The following is a 26,861-nucleotide window of genomic DNA, read 5'->3' as shown; positions in this document are numbered from 1 at the left end:
TCGGTCTGGCCGTCCTGCAAGCCCTTGGCCTCGTTCCCATCGTCCGCCGGTTGCGCGGTCCCGACTTCGCACCCGCCGCGGCCACGCTTCCTGATCCATACGACAGGCCGTAGGGCCGGCGACGAGAGCCGGACCGCGTACGGCTGCGTTCCCGACACCCACCCGCTGAGCCACCGCAGGCATCAGCCTGCGGTGGCTCAGCCGGAGCATCATCGCCCGGGTATGCGAACTACCGGATCACCGCGACCGCGACTGTTCCGCCCCGGCTCGCCGCCGGGGTCCCCACCTTGCTGCGGCCCCGGCCCGTCACCAGGATTCCGGCCTGTGCTCCCTCCCCGCTCCTCCCCTGTCACCTGGCCCGGCGCCTTCCCCGGGCCGTTGCCTAGGCCGGCGCCCGAATGCTGGCCCTTGCCCCGGCCCTCGCCCGATGCCTTCCCGGGACCGGCGCCCGAGTCCTGGCCCCGGGCCTTCCCGGGATCCTGGCCCTGACCCTGGCCCTGCCCCTGGCCCTGGCCCTGGCCCGGCTCCTTGCCCGGCTCGTTCCCGCGCTCCGTTCCGGAATCATTGCCAGAGCCCCTGCCCGGAGCCTTGCCGGACTCCTGACCGGACTCCGGCACCTTCCCGGGGGCCTTGCCCGGCTCATGGCCCGGCACGCTCCCGGACTCCTGACCGCTGCCCTTGCTCGTACCGTGACCGGGGGGCTTCCCAGGCTCCTGGCCGGACTCCGGAACCTTCCCGGGAGTCGTGTCCGGGGTCTGGCCCGCGCCCCGGCCAGGGTCCGTGCCGGGCACCTTCCCGGGATCCTTGCCCGGCTCCTGACCGGGCACCTTCGCGGGGTCGTGGGCGGGCTCCCTGTCGGGCTCCTGGCCGGGCGCCTTCCCCGACCCCTTCCCCGGGCCGTGGTCCGACTGCTGACCGGGCACCTTCGCAGGATTCTGGCCTGACTCCTGACCCGGAACCGTCCCCGAGTCCTTCCCAGGGGCCTTGTCCGGGTCCTGGCCGGACTCCTTGCCCGGGTTCTCGCCCGACCCCTTTCCGGGCTTCTGGCCCGACTCCTGACCCGGCGCCTGTGCCGGGTCAGGAGTCGGCTCCTTGCCCGGCACCTTCTCCGAGCCTTCGCCCGGGTTCTCGTTCGAATCCTTGCCTGGCGTCTTCCCCGGGTGCTCGCCGGACTCCCTGCCCGGGTCCTTCTCCGCGTCCTTGCCCGGCGCCTGCCCGGGAGTCTGGCCGGACTCCTTGCCCGGCTGATTGCCCGACTCCTTGCCGGGAGCCTTCCCCGGGCGCTCATCTGGCTGCTGGCCGGACTTCTTACCCGGCTCCTTCGCCGGATCCTCACCAGGCTCCTTGCCCGGTGCCTGCCCGGGGGCCTTGTCCGGGTCCTGCCCGCGCTGCTTGCCTGCATCCGGTCCGGGGGCCTTGCCAGGCTCCTGACCTGACTCCTTCCCCGGGTTCTCGCCCCGATCCTGACCCGGGTCCCTGCCCGGGACCTTCTCGGAGGCCTTGTGCGGGTCCGTGCCGGACTCCTGACCTGGCGCCTTGCCGGGCTCCTGGCCCGGTACCTTCTCCGAGCCGTCGTCCGGCGTCTGGCCCGGCTTCTGGCCCGGCTTCTGGCCCGGGGTTACGGTCGGTGCCTCCCCAGGGGCCTGGTCCGGGACGTCGCCCGGGGGCCGGCCAGGGCTGTTGCCCTGTACGTTGCCCGGGCTCTGAGCGGGGGCGTTCCCGGGATTCTGGCCCGGCACCCGGCCGGGAGTGGTCTCCGGGGGCTGGTTCTGGGTCGCGTCAGAGGGTGGCTGGACTGATCCCGAGCGGGCCGTCGGCAGGACCGGGTAGGCAGAGCCCGGGGTCTGGCCCTTCGGGGGCGGGACCTCGCGGTCGTGCCTGCCCTCCGCCGCTCCGCTCGGGCGCTCGTACCATCCCTTCCGGTCCTGGTCGAAGACCGTGACGGTCTTCACCGGCTTCGCGGCGGGCTTGACCGCGACGAGGCCGGAGGACCGGAACGAGGACCACTTCGCGCCGCTGTACGTCTGCCCGCCTCTGACCGCGACGGGCGGATTGAGGGGGTTGCCACAGGCACAGCGGACCCGGGGCACGCCCCGGCCGTCGACCAGCACGGGAGTGTCGGCCTGCAGGACCGCCTGGTAGCTGGTGGGCGCGCCGTTTCGGTATCCGTGATTGGTGACCCTGGTGTCCCAACCCAGCCGGACGGGCGTCAGCGACCGCAGGTACGAGGGAATCTCGGGCTGCTGGATACCCAGCGAGACGGCAAACGCCCTGCCCTTGTCCGGGTGCTCCGTGAGGAACCGGATCTGCTTCTCGACGTCACAGCTCGCGACGTTCCGTGTTCCGCCGTACAGCCCCGGGTACCCGCCGTCGACCTCGAGCGTGCGCGCACCGCTCGTGGCGCTCGCGGTGCTCGTAGCGTCCTTCGCATTCACGCCCGCGGGCATGGGCATGGCCTTGGCGACGCTCTCGGCCTGTGTGGCCGTCGAAGGAGTGAAGGGATCGGGCCCGGCCTCCGGAGCGGCCTGGAGGAAGACCTCACCGCCCGCCGTGGAGTTTCCGCTCAGCACGGTAAAACTGAGGACCACCGCCGACACCACGGCCACCGCCGTGCTCACACTCAGCACGGCTCCGCGCGATCGCCACCTGCGAACCCGGCCACCGCCACCCGCCGGCGGCAGCGAAGATCCACCGGACGAGAACGGAAGAGGCCCCGACGGGGGCCCCGAGGGAGGCGGAGGACCTGGTGGCGGCGGAGGGGGCGGCGGGGGCGGGAGCTCTGCATGTGCGCCCCCGCCCGACAACGGGCCGGGCGGCGGGCCCGTGGGACGCTCGGAGGAGGGAGGCAGGGAATTCACGACGCTCGCCCCCCGATACAAGACAGCGGGTGGACCATGGTGACTCGCATGCGCTCACTCCTTCCGAACGGTCAAGCCTCCACATCCCGGAAGTGGAACCTGGAAATGTGGAACTCTGGACATCTGGATACGCCCGGGCGGGAACCGTCCACTACGCGTGCGTCCATCTCCTGAGTAAGCCCTCTCCCCCGCACGAGGTCATGCCGCGACCTTTCGGGACTTGACAAACCCCTGCTCGAACCCAAGGTGTCTACCCGCCAACCGTCGTCAGCCCGCGTGGGGCGAGGGCAACAGCCCGGCCGGCATCGTCGACGGCCACTGCCCGGCACGACTGCTGCTCTGTCTGGGCCGGCATGTGCGGGTGATCGCCGAGCCGGACCAGTGCGGCGGCCGGCCCGACGCGGTCGATGCCGATGCCGATGCCGATGCTGTCGAAGGGTCCGTCCCCCGGCTGCTGGGTTGCGGCGCGGCCTTCGCCAGGGTCGAGGCCGCGTTCCTCGCCGACGGGCCGCGGGCCTCCTCCATGAGTACGCGCACTCGCGTGAGGCGCTCGTCCGCCTCGGGGCACATGACCTGATGCAGCTTCAGATCGTTGTGCACGTCGAACTTCTGGGACCACAGCACCCCTTGCACCGGGGCGTCTTTTCGTGTGCGACGACACAGAGAACACGAGCGGGTCGGAGAGCCGTCGGCCGTACCGACGGCAGCTCCCACCGTTCCAAAGCCCCGCTGATCAGGTCAGCGACGAACTGAACCGCGCCTCCGGTGTAGTGCCACCAGCCACCGTCGCGTGAGGCCACGGTGACAGTCCACTGACGAGGTACCTGAGTGCCGATGAGAGCTTCCACCGGGACGGCGTGCCAAAGCACCGAGCACGAGCCTTCACTGCCTCCTACGTCGCACCACGCCCCGGGCCCAGGGCGGCTCCCCGAGCGCGTCGTCGCAGCCCGCCCCTGAGCAGCCGCGTCCGGCCCTTGGCCGAGGGTCGGACGGGTCGGTCCCGCGGGCGGCGCGGTCACCCGCGTGTCATCGCAGTGGCCCGGTTGTGGGTGGTGCACCGTCTGTGCCCGGTATCGGTGGACGGCTTCTGGATGGACGAGCACCCGGTCACCGTCGCCGCCTTCCGCCGTTTCGTGAAGTCGACGGGCCACGTGACCGTGGCCGAACGCCCCCTGGACCCGGCGGACTACCCCGGCGCCGACCCGGCCGAACTGGTGCCCGGCGCGCTGGTCTTCCGGATGACGTCGGGCCCCGTGGACCTGGACGACTGGCGCCGTTGGTGGAGCTACGCCCCGGGCGCGTCCTGGCGCCACCCCGACGGCCGGGGCAGCGGCTCGAACGGGCGCGAGCGGCACCCGGTCACCCAGGTCGCCCACGAGGACGCGCGAGGACCGCTCCGAACTCCACGACCTCGCCGCGCAGGAACCGCAGCGCCTCACCGAACTCATCGGCCTGTGGTTCTACGAAGCGGGCGTCAACCGTGCCCTGCCCCTGGACGACCGCTCCGCGCTGGAGATCCTCTCCACCCCCCGCCCCCGGCTCACCCCGCCCCGCAGCCGCTACACCTACCGGCCCGGTGGCTCCGAGATCCCCGAAGCCGTCGCGGTCAGCATCCGCAACCGCTCCTACGCCATCGGCGCCCTCGTCGACATCCCCGGTCCCGATGCCCGCGGCGTGCTGTTCGCGCACGGCGGCCGCTTCGGCGGACACACCCTGTTCGTCCGCGACAACCGCCTGCACTACGTCTACAACTTCCTCGGCACCGACCACCAGCTGATCACCGCCACCGAGGAACTCCCGACCGGCGAGAAGCTCATCCTCGCCGCGTCCTTCGAGAAGGACGGCGAGGTCTCGCCCGGCGTCGCCACCGGCGTCCTCAGCCCCTACCACGGCGACCGCAAGGTCGGCGAGGGCCGCATCAAGACCCAGCCCGGCCGCTTCACCCTGGCGGGCGAGGGACTCGCTGTCGGCCGCGACAGCGGCGAAGCGGTCACCGACCACTATCCCGGCACCGCTCCCTGGGCGTTCACCGGCGCGGCCCTTCACCGCGTCGCCGTCGACGTCAGCGGCGAACCGTACATCGACCTCGAAGCCGAGGCCCAGGCCATGCTCGCCCGCGAGCAGCCCCCGGACGCCGACCGAAGCGGCGCGTCACCGCAGGAGCTCGGCCGTGTGGATGATGTCCGGCGCAGGGGCGGCGTCCGGCGAAGAGGGCGCTCTCAGGCGGCCTCGGCCTCACCGGGTGGCTGCGATGGGTGGTTTCGGTCGACCGAGATCGAGCTCCAGGTGATCGGCAGGCGACATACGAGCGACCGCCCGTGGCATCGACCACCTCGGGCCGGTCGAGCCGGCCGGTCGCGTTCCGCCCAGCGTGCAGGGTCCGGTGCGGCTGGTCGCCAGGCCCTCCGTTCAGTGCTCGGGGTCGGGCCGGGCGGGAGGGTCGGGGCTTCCGAGCGAAAGGCACCACGGACATCCGTGGGAGTCGCTCGCGGTGCTCGCTTGATGAGGCAAGGGCAGGGGGAAGCCCGCCCTGTATTCGTCTTGAAGTACTTGTGCCGATCTCCTTTTCATTCCGGGCGGAGTGAGAGTGCCGGCCATACGCGCTTCAGAGAGGCGGCGCGTCACGCGCATCAGCGCAGCCCGGACCGTGCTCGCCGTCCGTGCTGCCGCACGCCGGACGCAGCGGGGCACGGCCGACGATGAGCCGCGATCCGATAAGTCGCCACAGGGTCCATGCTCATGCTCCTTCACAAGATCAGTCACTCCTTGGTCGCACAGAACGCAAATAGATGGATGATACTTTTTTTGTTTTGGATATATCCCGCTCTTTCCGCCGGCCATTAGCACGGAGGCACGTCGAACGGGAATTTCACAGACCGCCGCCGGTTCAGGGCGGACGCTATGGCGCCGAGATTCGACAATGTACGGATTGCCGGGGTTTTTGCGTAACCGGCAATGCGCGGATTGCCGGGGTTTTTGCCCAGCCGACGATGTGCATATTGCCGGGGTTTTCAAGGGATTCGGCGCTATCGACCGCCCTTTCGGTCAGACGCGCGGCCTGCCATGTGAGGAATTGCGCGGCATTCCGTCATAGATCATCGGCGATCGTCATATGGCAGTAGCATCGAAGGCCTATCGCGAGCCAGGGCCCCCGTCACCGGGGGTCGGCATCCCCCGGCCCGCCGTGGTGCACAGGGGCCAACACGGCTCATGGGCGGCCTGGAGCGGCTCCGCACTCGGGCAGGCCGAGACGCCCGCAGACCGCTCCACCCGTACCGCGGCGCGCCGGCGAGACAGCCGGATGGCGTCCACATGGCAGGACAGGACGTGCCTGAAGCGTTGCTGCCGCCTCAGCTCAAGGGCGTCGACACGCCGCAGACGGCCGGTCCCTGATGACGTGAACGCGGTGCAACCCGTGCCCAGTGCGGCAGAGATCAGCACGATCCACAGGAGGAGGTGTCCCACGGCTGGTCCTTTCGAAGGTTGAAGCTCAAGGGGGCACACGATCTAGGCCCCGTCGATCGTTCGGCATAACGCAGAGGCATATGCAGAGTTGCGCCCCACCCTCTGATTGCAGCCATGCGCAGCAATCCGCCGACCCTGGCATCTCAGTCCTTTTACCGATGATCAGTCGGCACACAGGGGCTCGACCCGTGGATCGGCGTGCTCAGGTCACGGCGATGGCGTCTGGCGCCAAGGAATCGACATGAAGGGATGAAAATATGGCGAGTCGGCGACTTGTGGAGACGCGTCCGGTCATTCATGGGGGCGCCGTCGAGCGGGCGCGCGGCGCGCAGCGGAGCCGTCGCGGGCCTGCTTCGGCCCGGCACTCATCGTCTCCCTGAGCTGCGGATTAGCAGCGCGACAGGACGTGGCTGCCGAGCTCTTGTCGTGTTGCCGGAATCGACGAGAGACAGGGTCGGCACTTACTCATCCGCCACCATCACCCGGATGGCGCATACCCTGACCAACATCGGCAGCGTTTATGGAATATGACAACAGCAAAGCCCCCCTTCTTCTTCCGCAGGCCTCCAGAAGAAGACGAAGGGGGAGGTGGTTTTCACACCGGTACTACCCGGATCGGAAAGTGGACTTTCACTCCGGGATCAACCGGCTCCAGCGACTTCCGGAACGCAACACTGCATGACGAGGGCCTCGAAATCGATCTGAGGTACTCGTCCTCGGTCCTAGAGGACTTCCTCCGTACGATGAGCATGATCCAGGTCGACTTCGACCGGAGGTCGGGGAGCACCGCACCGTCCACGACGGTCGGCGAGCGACCGGGCGGCAGTTCCCGTGCATGAGCCGTACGGATACCCGGACGTCCACGGTCTCCACCCCCAGCCGGCCACCACCGGGTCCTGGCGTCTGCCGGAACACGGGGAACCGCTGGGCAGGTCCGGCGAGACCCATCTGCCGTGGGATCCGGTGGAAGAGCTCGCGAACCTGCTCCAGGAGGGCCCCGTACCGGGACAGCCGGAGTCCTTCGCCCGCGCCGGCTACGAGGACACCGGTGACACGGTCAGCGCATTCGGCCTCGTCGCCGGGCTGAGGCAGGTCCAGACCCCTGCCGAGCGGCCGCCCGGACGAGCTTCCAGCGGGCACCGCCGGAACGCGTCGAGGACGCCGGTGGCAACCCTGGTGCAAACGGGCAGCCTGTTCACCGCCGTACTGGTCGCCGTCATCGCCGCCGTGGTGAGCGTCCTCAGCGGCATGGCCATCTGCGACGCCCTGCGTCACAGCGCCGGACTCCACACGGCCCGCGATGTGGTGAGCTGGTGGCCCCTGCTGATCTACGGGCCTTGGACGGTCGCCTCCCTGTCCATCCTCAGGTCCGCGCTGCACCAGCGCCGCGCGCTTCATTCCTGGTCGATCGTTCTGCTGTTCTCCACCTTGGCGACGCTTCTGTGCGTGGCCCAGGCACCCAGAACACTCGCCGCCGAGACGTCGTCCGCGCTTCCCGCCATCGCCGCGCTGGCCTGCTTCCAGCAACTGGTCCGCCAGATCACGCTCACGCGGCCGCCCCGCCAGGCCGCTCCACGACATCGGAACACGCCGGCCTCTGTGCTGGGGGCCGGGCAGACGGCCAGGGCCCGCAGGGGCCCGGACGGTGTCCGTCCCGGCTACCCCGCGACAGACGGAAAGACGGGCCGCTCTGCGTCCAGCGGGCGCAGATTCGGGTACGGCGCATGACGGTCGTACGCGTGCGGCGGTGTCCCGTACGCAGGCCGGAGCCACGGCTCTCGGCTCGGGCCTCGGAGAGACGACCGGTGTCGTGCCGGCGTCTCGGGGGCAACCACGGCGTTCTCCAGCTGTCCGGTCGGCAACAGACGGCGCGCTCCCGCGGGAGGGCCGGGCGCTCACCTTCGCACCGTCGGTGGAGTCTGACCGGCCGACAGTCCCGGTGCCGACGAACCGAGGTGCTGAGGCCGCCTGCGGGGAGCCGGCCGTGAGGTTCCCGCGCAAGCGAGCCGGCGGGAACGGCGCTGCCGGGCCACGACGCAAGAGTGCCGTGCGTCCCGTGCGCGGCGACCGCGATGAGCGGAGGCGGTGACAGCCGCCGACTTCCTGGTCAACCCGGTCCTCCCCACGCATCAGAAGGGTGCTCGCCTGCACCTTTGAAACGAAGATCGAAACCGATAGTCACGGGCCGTGCGCAGACTCAACCCGACGGTCCATGCCCAGGTCCGGACCCTGTTCACCGGGCTGCGGCCCAGGCCGCGGCTCGTACTCCGGGCCTGCCGTGTGATCAACGCCGCGGCGCCCATGGCACCCGTGTGCTCAGGGGGACCGAACCGGCCGAACCGGCCGAACCGATCGAACGAATCCACGACGCGCTCCGGCGCCTCACCTCCCACAACTGCCAAACATGACACGAAGGGCAAGAACCATGGTGTACGAACTGACCCACGCCGAGCGGATGCAGTACAAGCGGCGTCAGGACACCGCCTACCAGGACGGCCAGGACGCGGTCACCAAGCTGCAGGCGGCGCTCGCGCTCGCCGGTATGACCCTTCCCTCCCTGTGCAACGACGGGCCGGTGGCAAGCCACGGTTTCGTCCGGCTCGGTGGATGCAACGCGGACTTCGCCAACCGGCTCGCCGAAGTCATCGCCGCGGGTGCCGACGCTCTGCAGTACCAACGGTGAACCGGCGGACGGCCCCCTTGCCCGTACGCCCGGTCGGACCCAGATGTTTTCGCGCCGCACCACGGTGAGGTTCCCGAAGCCGCCCGGCATCGACCGTCCTGTTACCGGTCCACACCCTCTTGGGCCGAAAGGCGTCGTTCCAGTGGGGTGCGGAGACTGGGGCGGATGCAGATGTCGCCGAAGAAGGCGGTCAGTCGTGCGGTCTCGGCGTCGATGGCCGCGCGGGCTTCGCGGCCGATGCCCGCGTCGGTCAGGAGGTGGGTGGCGATCTCGCCGTCGGGGCGTTGGGCCCAGCCGCCGATGATGCGGCCGTTCCACCAGAGGGTGGGGCCGATGTTGCCGTACGCGTCGAAGAGTTCGGGGACGTGCGCCGGGTCGAGGTACCAGTCGCGGTGGCGCCAGCCCATGGGCGTGGGGTCCAGCGCGGGCAGCAGGACTGCGGCCGGCTCCTGTGTGGTGGGGGCCTCAAGGTGGACCGGTAGGGCATGGCCCGGGCCGCACGTCAGGTCCACGTCGACGGTGTCGATGCGGGCGAGGGCTGTGCGGGTGTCGGTGCGGGTCCAGCCGGTCCACCATGTGAGGTCTTCGGTGGTGACGGGGCCGAAGGCGGTGAGGTAGGCGGTGGCCACTTCGGCCCGGGCCTGGTCGACGGGGAGTTCGGGGTGGGGCTCGGCGATCGTCCAGCGGAACTGCGAGGAGGCCCAGGTGCCCAGCGGGCGCCCGCGGCGGATGCGTCCCTCGGCGGCCAGGACGGACAGGACTCGGCTGGTGAGGCGGGGCCTGGACTCGTACGGTTTGCCCGGCGCCACGACGATCCGCTCTCTGAGCTGCGGTACGGCGTCGGCGAGGCGGGCCGCGGATGCCTCGCCGCGTTCCACGAGCGCGGCGAGCACGGCCTGCTCGGTGGCCGACAGCCAGCGGGCGTCATGGCCGAGCTGCTCGGTCAGCACCTTGAGGAGGTTCCGGCGTTCGCGGGCTGCGACGGTGCGGGCGGTGGAGGCGTCGATCGCGGGGGCGAGGGCGCGCGGGACGACGAACATGGTGCGGCGCATGCACAGCATCCGCACCAGGTTCCGGTCGGTGTACAGGGCCCGTTCCGCCTCGGTGACCGAGGGGGTGGCGAGGCGGGCGGCCACGCTCAGGTGGACGCCGGCCGGGTCTGTGGCGTGCAGGGCGACCACGGCGTCGGCGACCTGTTCGGGGGTGGCGGCCCGGGTCGCAGGCGTGAGCAGGTGGCGGGTGACGAGGAGGCGTCGGCGATGCTCGTCGCTGATCTTCGGCCGTATGGGGGGCATGGCAGGTGGCCGGCGGCACGGGGCCGCCGTCGGCTCTCCCTTCCGGGTCGGAGCAGGCAGGTCGGATCGGGTCGGGCACGGTGGCCCCGCGCCGGTGTGCGGTGCGGGGCCACCGGGGCGGGGCGGGGCTGGGGGGCCGGGAGGTGTCTTGTCGATCAGGCCGGATCAGGGAGCGATGGCCGGTGCCATGGGGTCTCCCCAGGCCCGCCAGGCGGACGAGGGAGGCGACGCGGAGCGTCGCCGACCGAGGACAACGCGGCGAGGCGCGGTGCCGGCCCGCGAGCCCGGCCTGACCGGCAAGATCCGGAAGAGACGGCCTAGGCGTCCAGGGTGGCGAGCCAGTCGGTCAGCAGCTTGCCGACCTCGTCGGGGCGTTCCTGCTGGAGCCAGTGGCCGGCGCCGTCCAGGATGTGGGTGGCGTGGATGTTCGGCATGGTGTGCTCGAACGCCTTGATGACCTCGCCCTGCATGATGACGATGCCGTCCAGGGCGCCGCCGATGAACAGCGAAGGCTGGGTGATCGGGGCCCCCGCGTACGGCTGGAGGTCTTCCCAGTCCTGGTCGAAGTTGCGGTATCGGTTCAGCGCGCCGACCAGGCCGGTGCGCTCGAACTCGCCCGCGTACACGTCGAGGTCGGCGTCGGACAGCCATGCGGGCCGCGCCTCGGGGAAGCGCTCGCGCATCCGGTGGCCGGTGGGAACGAGCACGGCCGGCGGCTCGGTCGGGCCGGCCATGGTGTCAGGGGACATGGCGGCGTAGAAGCCGCGCAGCCAGCCCCGTACGTCGGGTTCGATCTCCGCCTCGACGCGGCCGGGCTCCTGGAAGTAGGCCAGGTAGAACTCGTGCCCGGGGGGCGCCATGTGAGCGAACATCTCACTCGGCTTCGGTCCGCCCGCCGGTGCGTAGGGGACGGACATCAGAGCGACGGCGCGGAAGGTGTCCGGGGCGAGGATCGCGGAGTTCGCGGCGATGACCGAGCCCCAGTCATGGCCCGCGATCACGGCCTGCTCCTCGCCGAGAGCCTTGACCACGGCCACGTTGTCGGCGACCAGGTCACCGATCCGGTAGCCGGACACGTCGGCGGGCTTGGAGGAACGGCCGTAGCCGCGCACGTCGATGGCGACGGCCCGGTATCCGGCCGCGGCCAGCACGGGGAGCTGGTGGCGCCAGGAGTACCAGGACTCGGGGAAACCGTGCAGCAGGAGGACCAGCGGGCCGGTGCCCTGCTCGACCAGATGGATCCGGCCCGCGGGGCCCTCGACGGTGCGGTGGACGGGTTCGGTGGTGGCGCCGTTCGCCATGAGGTTCATCCTCCAACGGATACACGTGAAGTAGTACGAGGTCGTCAAGCCGGTGCGCCAGGCGCTCCGCGCCGCATTCGGGTGGGGTGGAGCATCCCTCTTTGGACGCGTCTGTCGGATCCAGGGCATGTCCGGCTTACGAGAATCACGCTAGAAGCACTTGCGGACAGATACGGTCCTAAAGTGCCGCGCCTGGATCCGCCCGCGTCCGCTTCGCGGAACCGGCGCGAGGAAGGTGAACCTGTGCCCCCGCCCCGCTGCCGACGTCAGGCTCGGCGGCAGCGGTCTCGGAGTTCGGAGATGACGGCCTTCTCGCGCGCGTTGACGGCGCCGTCCACCGCGGCCACCCGGTCGGCCACGTCGAGGAGGTCGCTCAGATCCCCTGGCTCGGCGTCCAGGCGTCGCCACACCTCGGCGGGATCCATGTCGACCGTGTGAGCGAGCCGTTCGTCGACCACCTGATGCCGATCCCGGACCAGCCTCACCAAGTGCCGCATCAACAGCGTCTCGTCGTCGGCGATCTTCCGGTCCGCCGTGATGACGAGCCACGCGACCCACAGCGTCAACTGCGGGTGCCGGCTCCGCTCGCTCAGGCCCTCGGCGATTTCGATCACCCGGGCCTCGTTCCGGAAGACGGCTTGCGCGTGCCGCCCCGCGAGCAGCGTCGTGTAGCGGTTCAACACCACTGCGAGGGGAACGCCGACCGCGGGGATGCCGATCTTGATGATGTTGCGTTGCAGGAGATGCTTTCCGACGACGGGGAGTCCCTTCGCGGCGGAAAGCACCGTTCCGGAGTAGAAGCGCTTGACCACCGGCCGCACGAAGACCGGGACCGCCTTGACCACGCCTTCCCGGACCACTTCCCCGCTCTTGATCGTGAAGGCCACTCGAATGAGTTTCCACATGTCATCGGGGTCGGACAGGTCGAGCGGGACCCGGTAGAGGACTGCGATGTCGTAGGCCAGGCGGAGCTGGAGCCGGGTGATGAACGCGACGTCGACCATGACGGTCGCGACGGCTGCCGGAAACGTCGCCGGCGAGGCACCACCGAGGCTCCCGATGGTGGCGACGACGGCCGCCGAGTAGGCACCGGCGGAGAGCCCGCCTTCGAGGGCGGCGTACCGGGCCGCCATCTTGATCCGCTGCTCGACAATGGCATCCGCGGGTACGCCCTCGTACCGCTCCTGGAAGTACTGCCAGTTGACCTTGGCGGTGTAGGAGCTCAGGGCCTGGGCGCTGAGTTTGGTGAACCAGCCGCCCGACTTGATGTCGTCCGCGCTCAGCCCTTTGATGAACTCCCGCAGTTCGGCCCGCTCGTGCTCGACGGCCTCCCGATCGGCGTCGTCCGCGCCGGTGTCGGTGGCGTCGATCAGAGTTTCGGTCATGGCGAGTCCTCCCAGGCGGTTCAGCGTCCCGTCAGGTTGTCAGGTTTTGAACAACACCGCTGGCGTCTCGGCACGATGACTCGGTGACCCGGTGACCCGGTGACCCGCTACGCTCCCGCAATGACCACCGGACCAGCCTGGGAGCCCGCGTCCCTGCCCGAGGTGGCCGGCATGTTCCGCCGGGCCGAAGTGCCCTGGTGGATCGCGGGCGGACACGCCATCGAACTCGCCGTCGGGCGCCCCATCCGCGAGCACGACGACATCGACGTCCTGGTCCTGCGCGATGACCAGCTCGCCGTACAGCGCGTACTTGCCGGATGGGAGTGGTGGGCAGCCGACCCGCCCGGCGCCCTGCGCCCCTGGCAGCCCGACGAGTACCTGCATCCGGGTGTCCACGACATCTGGTGCCGCCCCGGGCCCGGAGCGCCGTGGCGCATCCAGATCATGCTGGACGAAGCGCAGGACGGCCTGTGGGTGTCCCGCCGTGACGTCGCCGTGCACCGTCCCGTGGCGGAACTCGGAGCGACCGGCGCGGGCGGCATCCCCTACCTGAACCCGAAGTCCAGCTCTACTACAAGGCCAAGAAGCCCCGCCCCAAGGACGAGACGGATCTCGCCGCAGTCCTTCCGTCCCTCGCGCCGGCACAGAGGATCTGGCTCGCCACAGCCATCCTCGCGACGTACGGGGCGCACCCGTGGATCGACCGGCTCGACGTGCCGGAGCAGTACCGGCGGCCGCCGCAGAAGGAGCTCCTGGACGAACTTCCCTGCGACGGGGAGCAGCGGTGAGCGTGGCGGTGACGGCCCGGTCCGGCATGCCGTGGGCGTGGTTGACGTCGTCCTCGGCAGGGTCGGCTCGCGCCTCGGGCGCGGTGCGCCCGGAGCCCCGTCGGGGTGCTCCGGGCGCAGGCGGCGTGTCAGCCGTGGCCGCCTGGCGTGGCGCCGGTCATCTCTGCGAGTACCGTCCGCCGGTCCTCTCCCGGGCGTGCGCGGAGCGGACGGGCCAGGCGTGCGCTGTCGTAGTGCCAGCGGTGATCGAGGTCCCGGGGAACTGCCTCGGTCGTGCGGAAGTCCGCGCGGGTGCCGAGCAGTTCCGTGAGGTCCTGCGCCAGGTCGTGCCAGGACACGTGGCCACTGCACGCGTTGGCGACTCCGTGCACGGGCCGGTCCAGGCTCTCGGCCACCGCGCGGGCGAGGGCGGCCGCGTGCACCCAGGCGGCTCCGTACCAGCCGTGTCCGCCGGTACCGGGACGGGGCAGGTCGATCGGCCGGCCTTCGCGCGCGGACTGGTAGAGCGTGCCGATGGCACCCCAGCGCAGCTGTTCGCGCAGCCGGTCGTGCGCGCCCCAGACGAGCGGTGACCGCACGGCGCTCGCGCCCCCGCGCCCCTCGGTCCCCGCGGCGCGCAGCAGCATCGCCTCGCAGTCGAGCTTGGCCCGCCCGTACGGGCTGACGGGCTCGTGGGGCGGCGCCTCCTCGGCGACCCGGTCGGTCCCGGGGTGCCCGTAGGCGTCGACGCTGCTGACGAAGACGAACGGTCCGCGCCGCCAGGCGTCGACCATCGTCTCCATCGCCGCCAGGTCCACGTCGTGCCGGGTGAAGGTGCAGGCGGAGTGGACGACCGCGTCGGCCTGCGCGACGGCGTCCCGCAGCCCGGCCAGGTCGGAGAGGTCGCCTTCGATGACGTCGACGCCCTCGGTGGCGATGAGATGGGCGGACTCGGGCCGGGCCAGCGCCAGCACGGGGCGGCCCTGCGCGGCGAGTTCACGCACGACGAACGCGCCCACGCCGCCCGTGGCGCCGGTGACCAGCACCGTGCCCGGGCGGATGTTCCGGGAGCGGGGGGCCGGCCTGTTCGCGGTCTTCGCGGCGTTCTGCTGCGCCGCCCGTTCGTCGAGGAGCGCGGTCAGTGCCCGGGGCGTACGGGCCTGGAGCACGTCGAGGCCCGTGAGCGGCAGTCCGAGGTCCGTACGCAGCCGTTCGGCGAGCTGAACGGCTTTCAGGGAGTGGCCGCCGAGGGCGAAGAAGTCGTCGTCCGGCGACGGGGAGACGCCGAGCACAGCGGTGAAGGTCTCCTTGACCGCTGCGGCCCGGGGGCCGGACGGGGCGTTCGGCGTGGACGGCCCGGGCAGTCGGGCATGGTCGAGCGGCCCGGCGGCCGAGCGCGGCAGCGCGTCGAGCAGGGTGACCGTGGCGGGCACGGCCTCGGGCGCGAGCGACCGGCGCAGCAGGCCCAGCAGTTCGTGACCGGACGGGCCGACGCTGTCGTGCAGGACGGCGTAGGCCACGGGCGGCCCTTGCTCGGGCCGGACCACCGTGGCGTCGGCGACGCCGGGGTGGGCACGCAGGGCCTGCGCGGCCGGGTGACGGTCGCCGTCCGGCCCGTCGCCGGGCCGGGGGTCGGCGCTTTCCCGGGGTCCGGAGCCGTCGCTCGGTCCGGGGAGGGGCAGCTTGCTCAGGGCGCGTTCCGGGTCGGCGGCGACCGCGTGGAGCAGGGCCGCGTAGTCCCGTACGGCCGCCTCCGCCACCGTGTCGTCCAGCGCGTTCGGGTCGTACTGGACGAGCGCCTGGGGCTGGGCGGCGTCGCCCGGCATCATGCCGTAGGACAAGGTGAACTTGGCGCCGTCGGAAGGGATGTCGACGTACTCGGCCGACGTATCCGGCAGCCGGAGTACCGTCGGCTCGCCGAGGACGTCGGAGGTGACGCGGACCAGTGCGGTGCCGTCGGCGCCGCGCGCCCCGGCGCCGAGGCGTTCGAGGACCAGGTCGAAGGGGATGTGCCGGTGGCGCTGCGCTTCGAGGAGCGCGGCGCTCACGCGGCGCAGCAGTTGGGCGAAGGACGGGTCGCCGGAGACGTCCACCCGTACGGGCAGGGTGTTGACGCACAGGCCGACGAGGCCGCGCATGGCGGTTCCGCTGCGGTGGGTGCCGGCCACGCCGATGACGAGGTCGTCGTCGCCGGTGAGGCGGTGCAGTGCGGCGAAGGCCGCGGTGAGCGACACCGCGAAGAGCGTGGCCTGGCGCTGTGCGCCCAGCGCCCGCAGGGCTTCGGGGACTCCTGGCGCCAGCGGCACGGTGTGCGCGGCTCCGGGGCGCGCCGCTGCGGGTGGCGCGGCCGGCTGGGGCAGGCGCGGTGGGGCGGCGTCGGCCAGCAGGTCGCTCCAGCGGTTCAGTTCCGCTTCGAAGCCGGGCAGGGCGTCGTGCTCGCGGCGCGCGTGGTCGGCGTACTGCGGCGGTGCGGCGAGTGCGTGCCGACCCGTTCCGCCGGTGGCCGCCGTGTAGAGGACGGCGAGTTCGGTGGCCACGGTCTCCAGTGAGGCGCCGTCCACGGCGATGTGGTGGAAGGTCAGCAGCACGGTGTGGTCCTGCGGGCCGTGGCGCAGGACGAGGGCGCGTACGGCGTCGCCGGCCGCGAGGTCGAACGGGCGGCCCGTCTCGCGCCGCAGCAGCTCCGGGGCGTCCGTGGCGGCGGTGTCGACGACGTGGACGGGGACCGTCCGGGGCGTCGGGAGCACCTCCTGGCAGGGCTCGCCCTCGTGCTCCGTGTAGCGGGTGCGGAGGATGGCGTGCCGGGCCACCAGCCGGGTGAGGGCGGTGGAGAAGGCGGCCACATCGAACGGTCCGCGCACACGGGTGGCGAACGGTACGTGGTACGAGTCGCCCGCGCCGCCGAGCCGCTCCGTCAGCCACATGCGGCGCTGGGCGCGGGAGAGGGGGAAGCCTCCGGCCTGCGGGGCGGTGGTGGTGGTCGTACCGGAGTGGGCGGTGTCCTGCGGTGCGTGGCCGTCCTGGCCGGCGCTCGCACCGGCGGTGGGCTCGGCTTCGGCCGTCGCGCGCCGGGCGGTGCCGGCACGGGCCCGGCGCAGCAGCTCCTGCTGGAGTTGCTGCCTGCGGTCGCGGGCCGCGGAGTCGGTGTCAGTGGACATCGCTGTGCTCCGGGGTCTCGGGGTGGAGGTCCGCGTGGGCGGCCAGGAGGGCGCGTTCGACCAGCGCGGCCTGCGCGGCGACGGTCGGGGCGGCGAAGAACTCGGCGAGGGACAGTTCCACGCCGAGTTCCTCGCGCAGGTCGTCGGTGACGGCGAGGGCGAGGAGGGAGTGGCCGCCGAGGAGGAGGAACTCGTCGTCGGCGCGGGTGACCTCGTTGCCCAGTGCCTGGCTCCACACCTCGGCGACGGCCTGTTCCAGCGGTGTCATCTTCGCCGCCGGCTCCTCCGCGGGCCGGTCCTCGGCAGCGTGCGCGCGTGCGGTGAGTGCGCGCCGGTCGACCTTGCCGGCCGGGGTGAGGGGCAGCCGCTCCAGCACGGTGACCGTGTCGGGCACCAGGTGGGCGGGCAGGACCGCGGTGAGCCGTTCGCGCAGCGCCGCGCCGTGAGGTACGGGGCCGGGCGCGGCGACGACGAACGCGACGAGGCGCGCCTCGGGGGTGCCGGCGCCGTCGACGGTGACGGCGGCGTCGTCGACGTCCGGCTGCTCGCGGAGGGCGTGTTCGACCTCCGCGGGTTCGATGCGGAAGCCGCGGACCTTCACCTGGTCGTCGTTGCGGCCGTGGAACTGGAGGATGCCGTCAGGCCGTAGCGAGACGATGTCGCCCGTACGGTAGAGCCGGCCGCCGGCCGCGGGATGCTCGACGAACCGTTCGGTGGTGAGTGCGGGCAGGCCCGTGTATCCGTGGGCGAGCCTGCTGCCGCCGATCCACAGTTCGCCCCGGTCGCCGTCGGCCGCCGGGTGGCCGTCGGCGTCCAGGACGTGTGCCGTGGCGCCGGAGATGGGCCTGCCGATCGGTATCTGCCCTTCGCAGTCCTGCGCGGTGACCCGGTGGGCGGTTGCGAAGGTGGTCGTCTCGGTCGGCCCGTAGCCGTTGACGAGCTCAAGCCAGGGGAAGGCGGCGAGCACCTCACGGGCGTGTGCGGCGGCCATCGCCTCGCCGCCCACGACGACCGAGCGGAGCTGGGCGAAGACGCGGGAGCGGCGTGCGGCGAGCTGGTGGAAGAGGGCCGTGGTGAAGAACGCCACGGTCACGCCGTGCCGCTCGACGTGCCGGGCCAGGTCCTCCAGGGAGGGCCGCTGCTCGGTGCAGACGACGACCGCGGCGCCGTTGGCGAGCGCGGCCCAGACCTCGAACGTCGAGGCGTCGAAGGTCATGGGCGAGTGGAACAGGACGCGGTCGCGGCCGGTGAGGGTGACGTAGCCGGGTGCGGTGACCAGCTCGGCGATGGCTCCGTGCGGCACGAAGACGCCCTTGGGGCGGCCGGTGGAACCGGAGGTGAACATGATGAACGCCGGGCTGTCCGGGTCGCACTCGTCGATCGGCCGACCGGTCGTGAGCGGCTCCTCGGGCAGCGCGAGGACGGGTCCGGGGAGGGTGGCCGCGTCCAGCAGCTTCGCGTCGCCGACGGTGAGCTTGACCTGCGCGTCGGCGATCATCGCCTCGGTGCGCGGGCGGGGCTGGGCGGGATCGAGCGGCACGCACACGGCTCCCGCCAGCCACAGCCCGAGCTGTGCGACGACCGTACGGGACGACCGCGCCGTCAGGAGCGCCACCCGGTCGCCGCGAGCCACCTCGTGTGCGCGCAGGTGTGCCGCGAGGGCGTGGCCGGCCTGGAGGAGACGGCGGTACGTGAGGGTGGTGTCGCCGTCCACGACGGCGAGGGCGTCGGGGGTGAGTTCGGCGTACCGCGCGACGAGCGCCGGCAGGGCGGTCGCCGGGTCGGCGGACTGCGGGCTGGTGGTCTGCGGGGTGGCGGACTGCGGGCTGGTGGTCTGCGGGGTGGTGGGTGTCATGTCAGGCTCCTTCCGGGCACGGGGTCCGGCGCTGGTCGAGGAGGGCGGCGAAGGCGCGCAGGTCGGTGCTGCGCAGCAGCTCGGGGGCGCGCAGGCGTACTCCGGCCTCGCGTTCGACGGTTGCCAGCAGTCGTGCGGCGACGACGGAGGTGCCGCCGGCGTCGGTGAAGTTGTCGCCGAGGCCGATGCCGGGCCGGCCGAGGAGGTCGCGCACGGTCGCCAGTACGAGCCTCTCGGAGGCGGTGACGGTGGCGGTGGCGTCGGCGAGGTCGTCCGTGGTGGTGGTCCCGGGCGGCACGGGGGCCGAGGCCTGGGCCTGGGCTGCCAGGGCGGGCCGGTCCACCTTGCCGTTGGCGTCGAGCGGGAAGCCGTCGACGATCCGTACGGTGGTGGGGACGGCCTGCTCGGGGAGCCAGGACCGGACCGCGTCGAGGAGGTCGCCGGTCGCGGGGGGTTCGGCGCCGTCGGCGGGCCGTACGTGTGCGACGAGGCTGCCGTGGCCGGAGCTGTCGCGCAGCACGGTGACGACGGCGGTGCGCACCCGGGGGTCCTGCTCGAAGGCGGCTTCCACCTCGACCGGTTCGATCCGCACCCCGCTGATCTTCACCTGGTCGTCGAGGCGGCCGAGGAAGTCCAGGCTGCCGTCGGCGTTCATCCGTACCCGGTCGCCGGTGCGGTAGAGGCGGTCGGTCGCGGGCAGCTGCAGGTCCTGCGGGGGCGCGGTGAACCGGCGTGCGGTGAGTTCGGGGTCGAGGTACCCGAGCGCCAGGCAGTGGCCGCCGACGCGCAGTTCGCCCTCCTGCCCGCGGGCGACGGGGCGGCCTTCGCCGTCCGTGACGACGAGGGTGACGCCCGGCAGCGCGGTGCCGATGGGCGGCGGGGTCGGGTCGCCGGCCTCCGGGTCGGTGCCGCGCATGGTGTGGGTGGTGGTGACGACGGTGGCTTCCGCGGGACCGTAGGCGTTGTGGACGGTCGCCGTGACGTCGGCGCCGGGGCGGCGGCGCATGCGGTCGCCGCCGACGACGAGGTGACGCAGCTTCAGGTCCTGCGGCCAGGGCCGGTCCAGGAGCGGTTCGACGGTGGGAGTGGCCGCCACGGCGTGGGTGAGGGCGGCGTCACGCCACCAGTCGGTGAGCACGTGCGAGTCCCAGCGGGTGTCGTCCGGGGCCGGGACGAGGGCGGCGCCTGAGGTCAGGGCGGCCCACAGTTCCAGCAGGTGCGGGTCGAACGCGACACCGATGAGCAGGGACTGGCGGTCGCCCGGCGCGAGGCCGGTCTCGGCCCGGTACCAGTCGAGGGCGACGGAGAGCGAGGACTCGGCCACGGCGACCGCCTTGGGGCGGCCGGTGGACCCGGAGGTGAGAACGGCGTACAGGGCGCCTTCGGGCGCGCGCCGGGTGCCACGGCCGGAGTCGGTGAAGGCCGCCACCGCGGTGGCGGGGGCGTTGACACCGCCGGTGGGCAGCGGCAGCAGGGCGTGCTCCCCGCTGCGGTGTTCCGCGGGCAGGACGGCGGGGTCGCCGATGAGGCAGGCGACGTCGAGGTCCTCGGTGACGGCCTGGATGCGGCGTTCGCCGGGGCGGGGGCCGAGCGGCAGGTAGACGGCGCCGAGCCGGGCGAGCGCGACGGCGGTGACCACCAGGGCGGTGGACCGGTCGAGGCAGACGCCGACCAGGTCACCGGGCCGGACGCGGTCGGCCAGATCGGCGGCGACCAGCGCGGCCGCCGCGTCGAGGTCCTGGTACGTCCAGGTCTCCGTACGGTCGATCACTGCCGGGGCCTGCGGGGTACGCCGGGCCCAGTCCTCGAAGCGGGCGAGCACACGGGTCGGTTCGGCGGCGGGGCCGTGGGCGATGCTCGGCGTGGATCCGGTGTCGAGGGGCGTGGCGGGAAGGGCGGGCGCGGTCGGGGACTGCATCATCACGACTCCGTGGAAAGGGCGGTGGTGGCGAGGGCTTCGGCCTGGTCGGCGAGCACGGGGTTGCGGAAGAGCACCTTCAGCGGCGGGCGCGTGCCCAGCCGGGGCTCCAGCCAGGCGGCCAGCTCGGCGGCCAGCAGGGAATGGCCCCCGCTGTGGAAGAAGTGGGAGCGGGCGTCGAAACGGCTGTGGCCGAGGACCTCGCGCCAGCCTTCCGTGAGCAGAGCCGTCATCGGATCGTCGGACACGGCGGACACGGCGGACACGGCGGTGGTCGCAGGCTCGGGCTCCGGGCCGGTTCCGGGCTCGGGGGTCGCGGCGTCGTCGGGGTCGAGTGCCGCCGCCCGGCGGGACAGTGCCGTACGGTCGGGCTTGCCGCCGGCGAGGGTCGGCATGGTCTCCAGCCGTGCCCAGCGGGCGGGCACGAGGGGGCCGGGCAGGCGGCGGCTCAGCTCGGTGTGCAGCGCCTTCTCGTCGAAGGCCGCGCCGTCGGCCCCGTCTTCGAGGAAGCCGACGAGCCGGGGCCCGCCGGGGTTCTCCCGGTCCAGTACGACGGCGCAGGACCGGCCGCCCAGCACGGCGGACGCGGCCGCCTCGATCTCCTCCAGCTCGATGCGGTGACCGCGCAGTTTGATCTGGTTGTCGCGCCGCCCGAGGAAGTACAGCAGTCCGTCCAGACCGCGGTAGCCGAGGTCGCCGGTGAGGTAGACGCGCTGTCCGCCGAGTGCGCCGACGGTCACGAACCGGGCGGCCGTCGCCTCCTCGTTGCCCGCGTAGCCCTCGGCGAGACCGGGTCCGGCGACGGCGAGTTCACCGACCGCGCCGGACGGCAGCGGACGGTGGTGGGCGTCCAGGACGTGGATTCGCTCGCCCGGGAGCTCGGTGCCCAGGGGGATCTCGGATCCCTCGGCGAGGGCGTCGCGGGAGACCTCGTGGACGGTCGAGCTGATGGCGGCCTCCGTGACGCCGTACACGTTGAGCACGGTGGCTTCGGTGTCGGTGAGGACGCCGCGCAGGGCCTCCACGGGAAGGCGCTCGCCGCCGAGGGCCAGGAGCCTGGGCGCCCAGCTCCCGTCACGCAGTGCGGGACGCAGGTCCTCGCGGGTGGCGAGGAAGTAGCTGGTGGGCAGGTTGGCGACGGTGACCCGGGCGGATCCGAGGAGTTCGGCGAGCTCCGCGCCCGTGGGCACCTCGTACTCGGGCAGGACGAGGCACGCGCCGGCGTGCAGGGCCGGCAGCACCTCCTCCAGTGCCACGTCGAAGGACGGCTGGGCGAACATCAGGACCCGGTCCGAGGTGGTGAGGCCGAACCGGTCGGCGGCCGCGGTCAGATGGTGCACGAGCGCCGCGGGACCGACGGCGACCGGCTTCGGCAGCCCGGTGGAGCCGGAGGTGTGGATGACGTAGGCGGTGCCGGGAAGTGCGGTGGTTCCGCGCGCGGGAGGCAGGACCGGGGCGTCGATCCGGGCGGTCGGCAGTGCTTCCGGCAGGGCCGGGGTGCCGTCACCGGTGAGGACCAGCGCCGGGGCGAGCCGCTCCAGCAGCAGGGCGAGCCGGGCGGGCGGATCGGACGGGGACAGCGGGCAGTAGACGGCGCCGGTCCGCAGGCACGCGAGCAGGGCGACGACCGAGTCGGTCCCCCGGGGCAGGACCACGGCCACCGGCCGGCCGGGCGTCACACCGGCGGCACGCAGTCGCTCGGCGAGTGAGCCGACGCGGTCGTCGAGTTCGCCGTAGGTGAGACGGCGGGCGCCGCACAGCAGGGCCGGCTGCGACGGGTGGTGCGCGGCGACGGGATCCAGCGGATCGCGGTCGGCCGGGACGGGCACGGGCGCGGCGGCCGGCTCCACGGCGGTCGGTTCCAGGTCGGCCAGCGGGGTCTCGGGGCTGTCGAGATAGGCGCGCAGCAGGTCCAGGAAGCGGCCGGAGAGCATCCGGGCGACGTCTTCGCCGAAGAGGTCCATGTCGTAGTCCCAGACCAGCGTCATACCGGGCGAGCCGTGGCGCGGGGTGACGCCGCGCCGGTCGTCCGGGAGCAGGACCACGTCGAGGTCGAAGCGGGTGGTGCCGGTGTTGAAGCCCTCGAAGAGGGTGATGTCGAGGCCGGGCACGTCGATCTCGGGCAGCGGTGCGTCGTGGGCGCTGAACATGACGGAGAAGAGCGGGTTGTCGGCGCCGGAGGTGTGCATGCCGAGCGCCCGGGTCAGCTCCTGGACCGGTACGTCCTGGTGCGGCAGAGCCCGGATGAGGGTGTCGGTGACCTCGTCCATGGCGTCCTGGGCGGGGGCGGCGCCGTCCAGGACCAGGGGCAGCGGGATGGTGTTGACGAACATGCCAACGGCGTCCTCGTAGCCGAGGGGGCGGTTGCCGACGGCGGTGCCGATGACCATCCGGGAGCGGCCGCTGTGGCGGCGCAGGAGTTCGGCGAACAGGCCGAGGAGCGTGGAGAAGGGGGTGAGACCGCGGGTACGGGCGTGCGCGCGCAGGCGTTCGGTGAGATCGGCGCCGATCGTCTGGCGCAGCTGTCCGCCGTGGTGCTTGCGGCGGGCACCGGGGCGGGTCAGGCCCGGCAGCGGCAGGTCGTGCTGCTGGTCGCGCAGTTCGGCCCGCCAGAAGTCGAGCGATTCGGGGGCGTACGCGGCTTCGGCCCGCTCCCGGACGTGGTCCGCGTACGAGGAGGCGGGCGGGAGCTCCAGGGTCTCGCCGAGGACGTGGGCGCGGTAGACGCGGAAGACGTCGTCGAGCAGGATCGCGAAGGAGTGCCCGTCGTGGATCAGGTGGTGCTCGACGTGGACCAGCCGGTGGTGGCGCTCGGCCAGTCGCACGAGGGTCCAGCGGATGAGCGGTGCCTCGAAGGTGTCGAGCGGTGTCTCGGCCTCGGTGCGCAGGAGGCGGGCGAAGGCGGCCTCGGGGTCTTCCTCGGTGCCGAGGTCGACCGTGTGCAGCCTCGGCGCACACTGCGACGCGACCCGCTGGGCCGGTACGGACCCGGTGGAGGCGACGAGTTCGAGCCTCAGACCGGGATGGCGTGCCAGGGTGGCGGCGAGTCCGCGGCGCAGCGCCTCGGTGTCGAGCGTGCCCCACAGGTCCAGTGAGGCGGTGAAGTTGTAGGCGCGACTGCCGGGCTGCATCTGCTCGTGCAGCCAGACGATCTCCTGCGAGGAGGAGAGGGGAAGCATGGGCGATCCCTGAGGTTGTCGGGTCGGTCTCCGGTGCCGGCCACGGTCGTGTCCGGTGGTCGTGCGGGCGGCTACGCGGGTCGCGCGGTGCCGCTGACTTCGTGGGGGGATGCCGTGGGGGGGATGCCGTGGGGGGATGCCGTGGGGAAGCCCGGGGGCGCGGGGGCGGGGTCACTGCACGGTGTGCTCCGAGGGGCGCAGCGCGTGGGTGAGCGCGTCGAAGGCCCGGTGCGCGGTCTCGTCGTCGAGTACCGCCCGGTCCCAGACCATCCGCAGGCGGATCTCCGCGCCCTGGGTGACGGATACGGCGAAGGGTCCGCGTACCGGTCGGCCGTCGACGTGGACCTCCCGTCCCTCGACACCGGCGAGCACCAGGGGCGGGCGACGGCTGTCGTCGTCCACCGTGAGCAGTCCGTCGAGGCCTCCGGTCCAGCCCGAACCGGCGGCCCGCACCGCGGCCACGACCGCGTCGAACGGTACGTCGGCCCGGTCGAGGTCGTCCCACCACGCGTCGGCCGTCGCCTCCGTGCCGGGTCCCGGGCCGGGTCCCGTGCCGGGTCCGGTGTCGGCCGGGAAGACGAGGGTGTTGAGGAAGCATCCGACGACCGGCTCCGCTCCCGGGGGCCGGCCGCCCCACGGGTAGCCGAGCGGGACGGCGCGGCCGGGGCCGTACAGCTCGCGGACCGCGGAGCGGCAGGCGTCGAGCAGTCCGGGGAAGGACACCCCGCCGTCGTGCGCGGGCAGCCGGGCCTGAGCGGCGCCGCTGGGCCGTGCGCCCTCGGGCACGCGGGCCGGACGGGGCGCCGGAGCGTGGGCATGCAGCGCGTGCAGCCGGTCCGCCCAGTACGCGGCCGCTTCGGGCGTCTCCGCCCGTTCCTCGGCGGCGAGTTGACGCAGGACCGCGTCCTGGTAGGCGGCGAGTTCGGCTGCCGTCTCCCCCGGTGCCGCGTGGGATGGGGTGGTCTCCTCGCTGTAGGCGGCGCCGAGTTCGTCGACGATCCGCGCCAGCGACCGGCCGTCGCAGACGGCGTGGTCCAGGGCGACGGCGAGAACGTCCTGCGCCCGCTCCGCATCGTGTACGAGGAAGAGCCGCAAGGGGGGACCCTGCGCATCCCAGGAGTCCAGCGCGCGGCGGAGCGCCTCGGCGGGCGACTCCCCCGGCAGGAGGTCCGGCCGGGTCAGACCGACGTCCGGACCGGCGACGCGCAGGACAGGGGTGCCGCGGATGACGGCGGGCCGTGAGCGCAGGGCGGTGTGCCGTGCGGCGAGCCGGGATGCCGCGGCCCGCAGGCGTTCGGGGTCGATGCTCCCGTGCGGGAACGCGAAGAACATCGGCACCACGTCGGGGCGTCCCGACGGGTCCAGCGAACGCACCAGCAGGAAGCGGCGCTGTGCTCCGGTGACCGGCAGCAGGGTGTCGGACCGGCCGTCGGTGAGACGCCGGTAGCGGGCCAGGTACTGACTCGTGATGCTGGGCACGTGGTCCTCTTCGTCGTGGCCGCGGTCGCGCGGAACGGGTGGCGCGGCGGGCGGTGCCCGCGCCGGGGTCGTCCCCGGTCGCCGTACGGTGGTCGGTCGAGGGTCAGACGGTGGGTGCGGGGGCCGGCCGTTCGTCGCCGTCGGCGGAGGCCGTGTCCCGGGGTGTCCCGTGGTCGGCGCCCGTGCCACCGTCGTCCTGCGGCCCCGGCAGGTCCCGCATCCGGCGCAGGGGGGAGAGCACCAGCGGCAGCGGTACGGCAAGGATGCCGACGGCGCACCAGGCGAGTGCCGTGCGCGAACCGTAGGACTGGGCGAGGGCTCCGCCGAGGAGCGCGCCGAGCGGCAGGGTGCCCCACATGAGGAAGCGCAGGGTGGCGTTCATCCGGCCGAGCAGCCGCGGTGGGCACATGCCTTGGCGGAAGCTGACCTGGGCGACGTTGTAGACGACGGCGCCGAAGGAGACGACCGCCGATCCGGCGGCGAAGAGGACCGCCCCGGGGACACCGTGCCCGGACAGGGGCCACAGCAGCGCGAACGGGCCGGTCACGAGGACGGACAGGAGCATGACCCGGGCCTGCCCCAGCCCGGCGGCGAGGCGCCCGGCGCACAGGGCGCCCAGGAGACCGCCCACGGCCGACGCGGACAGCACCAGTCCGAGCCCGCCGGCCTCCAGTCCGACGACACGGACGAGGTGGACGGTCTGCGTCGCCATCAGGACGGCCGTGGAGAAGTTGGCGAGGCCGGTCGTGAGGGCGATGACACGGAGCAGCGGATGGCCGAAGACGAAGCGGACGCCCTCGCCGATCTCCTTGCGCAGGGAGCCTCCGGCGGCGGCGGGTTCGGGCGCTTCCTCGGTCCGCTCGACGCGCAGGAGGAAGAGGGCGGAGAGCACGTAGCCGATGGCGTCGACGATGACCGCGAACTGCGCTCCGACGAGCTGGACCAGTCCGCCGCCGAGACCGGGGCCGGTCACCTGGGCGGTGGAACGGACGGTCTCCAGGGCGCCGTTGCCGGCCACGAGTTGATCACGGGGCAGGATCTGCGGCAGGTAGCTCTGATGGGCGACGTCGAAGAACACGGTCGCCACGCCGGTCACGAGGGCGACGACGTAGAGCTGGGCCATGGTCAGGACGTCGGCGAGCGCGGCGACGGGGATGCTTGCCATGGCCACGGCGCGCACCAGGTCCGCGCGGATCATCAGGGGCCGCTTGCGCATGCGGTCGGTGAGGGCCCCGGCGGGCAGCCCGACGAGCAGGAAGGCCGCGGTCTCGGCAGCGGTCAGGAGGCCCACCTGGAAGGCGGGAGCGTCGAGTTCGAGGACGGCCACGAGGGGCAGCGCCACCAGTGTCACTTGTGCACCGAGCTGTCCGGTGGCAGCTCCCGCGAGTAACAGTCGGAAGTCGCGCAAGCGCATAGGGCCACCGGTGGCGGCTCGGGATGTGTCGGACATGTGAACGACATTCACGGATCCATCGCTCAACAGTCAAAGCAAACCTGTCACTTTCGGACTTGTTTTGC

14 protein-coding genes and 2 pseudogenes are annotated in these 26,861 nt (G+C 72.5%); 5 read left to right on the top strand and 11 right to left on the bottom strand.

Translation table 11 applies throughout. The features are described from left to right. Positions 1-209: 209 nt before the first annotated feature. Entirely contained in the window at positions 210-2,618 is a 2,409-nt protein-coding gene (locus ACFY0D_RS06825) for a DUF6777 domain-containing protein (RefSeq protein WP_390797332.1), read from the bottom strand. Positions 2,619-3,078: 460 nt separating this feature from the next. Here ACFY0D_RS06825 and ACFY0D_RS06820 point away from each other — a divergent pair, with 460 nt between their 5' ends. Beyond that, positions 3,079-3,435: a hypothetical protein gene (locus ACFY0D_RS06820; RefSeq protein ID WP_390797331.1), complete on the top strand. Its 357-nt coding sequence runs from the start codon at positions 3,079-3,081 to the stop codon at positions 3,433-3,435. 514 nt (positions 3,436-3,949) lie between these two features. Then, a pseudogene (locus ACFY0D_RS06815) lies at positions 3,950-4,186 on the top strand (SUMF1/EgtB/PvdO family nonheme iron enzyme); the annotation flags it as partial. A gap of 31 nt (positions 4,187-4,217) precedes the next feature. Here the strand turns inward: ACFY0D_RS06815 and ACFY0D_RS06810 are convergent. Then, complete coding sequence (locus tag ACFY0D_RS06810; RefSeq protein ID WP_390797330.1) at positions 4,218-4,904, bottom strand: hypothetical protein; 687 nt, start codon at positions 4,902-4,904, stop codon at positions 4,218-4,220. Positions 4,905-7,154: 2,250 nt separating this feature from the next. Here ACFY0D_RS06810 and ACFY0D_RS06805 point away from each other — a divergent pair. Then, positions 7,155-8,051, top strand: a complete 897-nt coding sequence (locus ACFY0D_RS06805; protein ID WP_390797329.1) for a hypothetical protein — start codon at positions 7,155-7,157, stop codon at positions 8,049-8,051. 697 nt (positions 8,052-8,748) lie between these two features. Next, the gene (locus ACFY0D_RS06800) at positions 8,749-9,006 is read left to right on the top strand and encodes a hypothetical protein (protein ID WP_390797328.1); all 258 of its coding nucleotides are present in this window, start codon (positions 8,749-8,751) and stop codon (positions 9,004-9,006) included. Between the two features lie 101 nt (positions 9,007-9,107). Here ACFY0D_RS06800 and ACFY0D_RS06795 read toward each other — a convergent pair whose 3' ends face one another. The 3 genes from ACFY0D_RS06795 to ACFY0D_RS06785 all read right to left on the bottom strand — a co-directional run bounded on the left by ACFY0D_RS06795 (position 9,108) and on the right by ACFY0D_RS06785 (position 12,987). Then, a complete protein-coding gene (locus tag ACFY0D_RS06795; RefSeq protein ID WP_390797327.1) occupies positions 9,108-10,301 on the bottom strand; it encodes a winged helix DNA-binding domain-containing protein in 1,194 nt (397 codons plus the stop codon). Between the two features lie 317 nt (positions 10,302-10,618). Beyond that, positions 10,619-11,602 carry an alpha/beta fold hydrolase gene (locus ACFY0D_RS06790; RefSeq protein ID WP_390797326.1) on the bottom strand — a complete coding sequence of 328 codons (984 nt, stop codon included), beginning with the start codon at positions 11,600-11,602 and terminating at the stop codon, positions 10,619-10,621. Positions 11,603-11,868: 266 nt separating this feature from the next. After that, positions 11,869-12,987 carry a hypothetical protein gene (locus ACFY0D_RS06785; RefSeq protein WP_390797325.1) on the bottom strand — a complete coding sequence of 373 codons (1,119 nt, stop codon included), beginning with the start codon at positions 12,985-12,987 and terminating at the stop codon, positions 11,869-11,871. 120 nt (positions 12,988-13,107) lie between these two features. Between ACFY0D_RS06785 and ACFY0D_RS06780 the strand changes: the two are divergent. After that, positions 13,108-13,697 (top strand): annotated as a pseudogene (locus ACFY0D_RS06780) (nucleotidyltransferase domain-containing protein); the annotation flags it as partial. A gap of 206 nt (positions 13,698-13,903) precedes the next feature. On the opposite strand, the gene ACFY0D_RS06775 reads toward ACFY0D_RS06780, so the two are convergent. The 6 genes from ACFY0D_RS06775 to ACFY0D_RS06750 all read right to left on the bottom strand — a co-directional run bounded on the left by ACFY0D_RS06775 (position 13,904) and on the right by ACFY0D_RS06750 (position 26,793). Continuing rightward, positions 13,904-16,912, bottom strand: a complete 3,009-nt coding sequence (locus ACFY0D_RS06775) for a condensation domain-containing protein (RefSeq protein ID WP_390797324.1) — start codon at positions 16,910-16,912, stop codon at positions 13,904-13,906. Continuing rightward, positions 16,902-18,767: an amino acid adenylation domain-containing protein gene (locus ACFY0D_RS06770; RefSeq protein ID WP_390797323.1), complete on the bottom strand. Its 1,866-nt coding sequence runs from the start codon at positions 18,765-18,767 to the stop codon at positions 16,902-16,904. The genes ACFY0D_RS06775 and ACFY0D_RS06770 overlap by 11 nt, the downstream gene beginning before the upstream one ends. A gap of 1 nt (position 18,768) precedes the next feature. Next, the gene (locus ACFY0D_RS06765; RefSeq protein ID WP_390797322.1) at positions 18,769-20,688 is read right to left on the bottom strand and encodes a non-ribosomal peptide synthetase; all 1,920 of its coding nucleotides are present in this window, start codon (positions 20,686-20,688) and stop codon (positions 18,769-18,771) included. Continuing rightward, positions 20,688-23,864: an amino acid adenylation domain-containing protein gene (locus ACFY0D_RS06760; protein WP_390797321.1), complete on the bottom strand. Its 3,177-nt coding sequence runs from the start codon at positions 23,862-23,864 to the stop codon at positions 20,688-20,690. Before ACFY0D_RS06760 ends, ACFY0D_RS06765 begins: the two co-directional genes overlap by 1 nt. A gap of 171 nt (positions 23,865-24,035) precedes the next feature. After that, on the bottom strand, positions 24,036-25,343 hold the full coding sequence (locus ACFY0D_RS06755; RefSeq protein WP_390797320.1) for a condensation domain-containing protein: 1,308 nt from the start codon (positions 25,341-25,343) through the stop codon (positions 24,036-24,038). A 103-nt stretch (positions 25,344-25,446) separates the two neighbouring features. Next, positions 25,447-26,793, bottom strand: coding sequence for an MFS transporter (locus tag ACFY0D_RS06750; RefSeq protein WP_390797319.1), 1,347 nt, complete (start codon positions 26,791-26,793; stop codon positions 25,447-25,449). Between the last annotated feature and the right edge of the window lie 68 nt (positions 26,794-26,861).

Source organism: Streptomyces sp. NPDC001502 (assembly GCF_042894785.1).
GTDB classification, from domain to species: Bacteria; Actinomycetota; Actinomycetes; order Streptomycetales; family Streptomycetaceae; genus Streptomyces; species Streptomyces kutzneri.
Note: the sequence above shows the minus strand (reverse complement) of the source record. Positions and strands in the feature narration are given on the sequence as shown.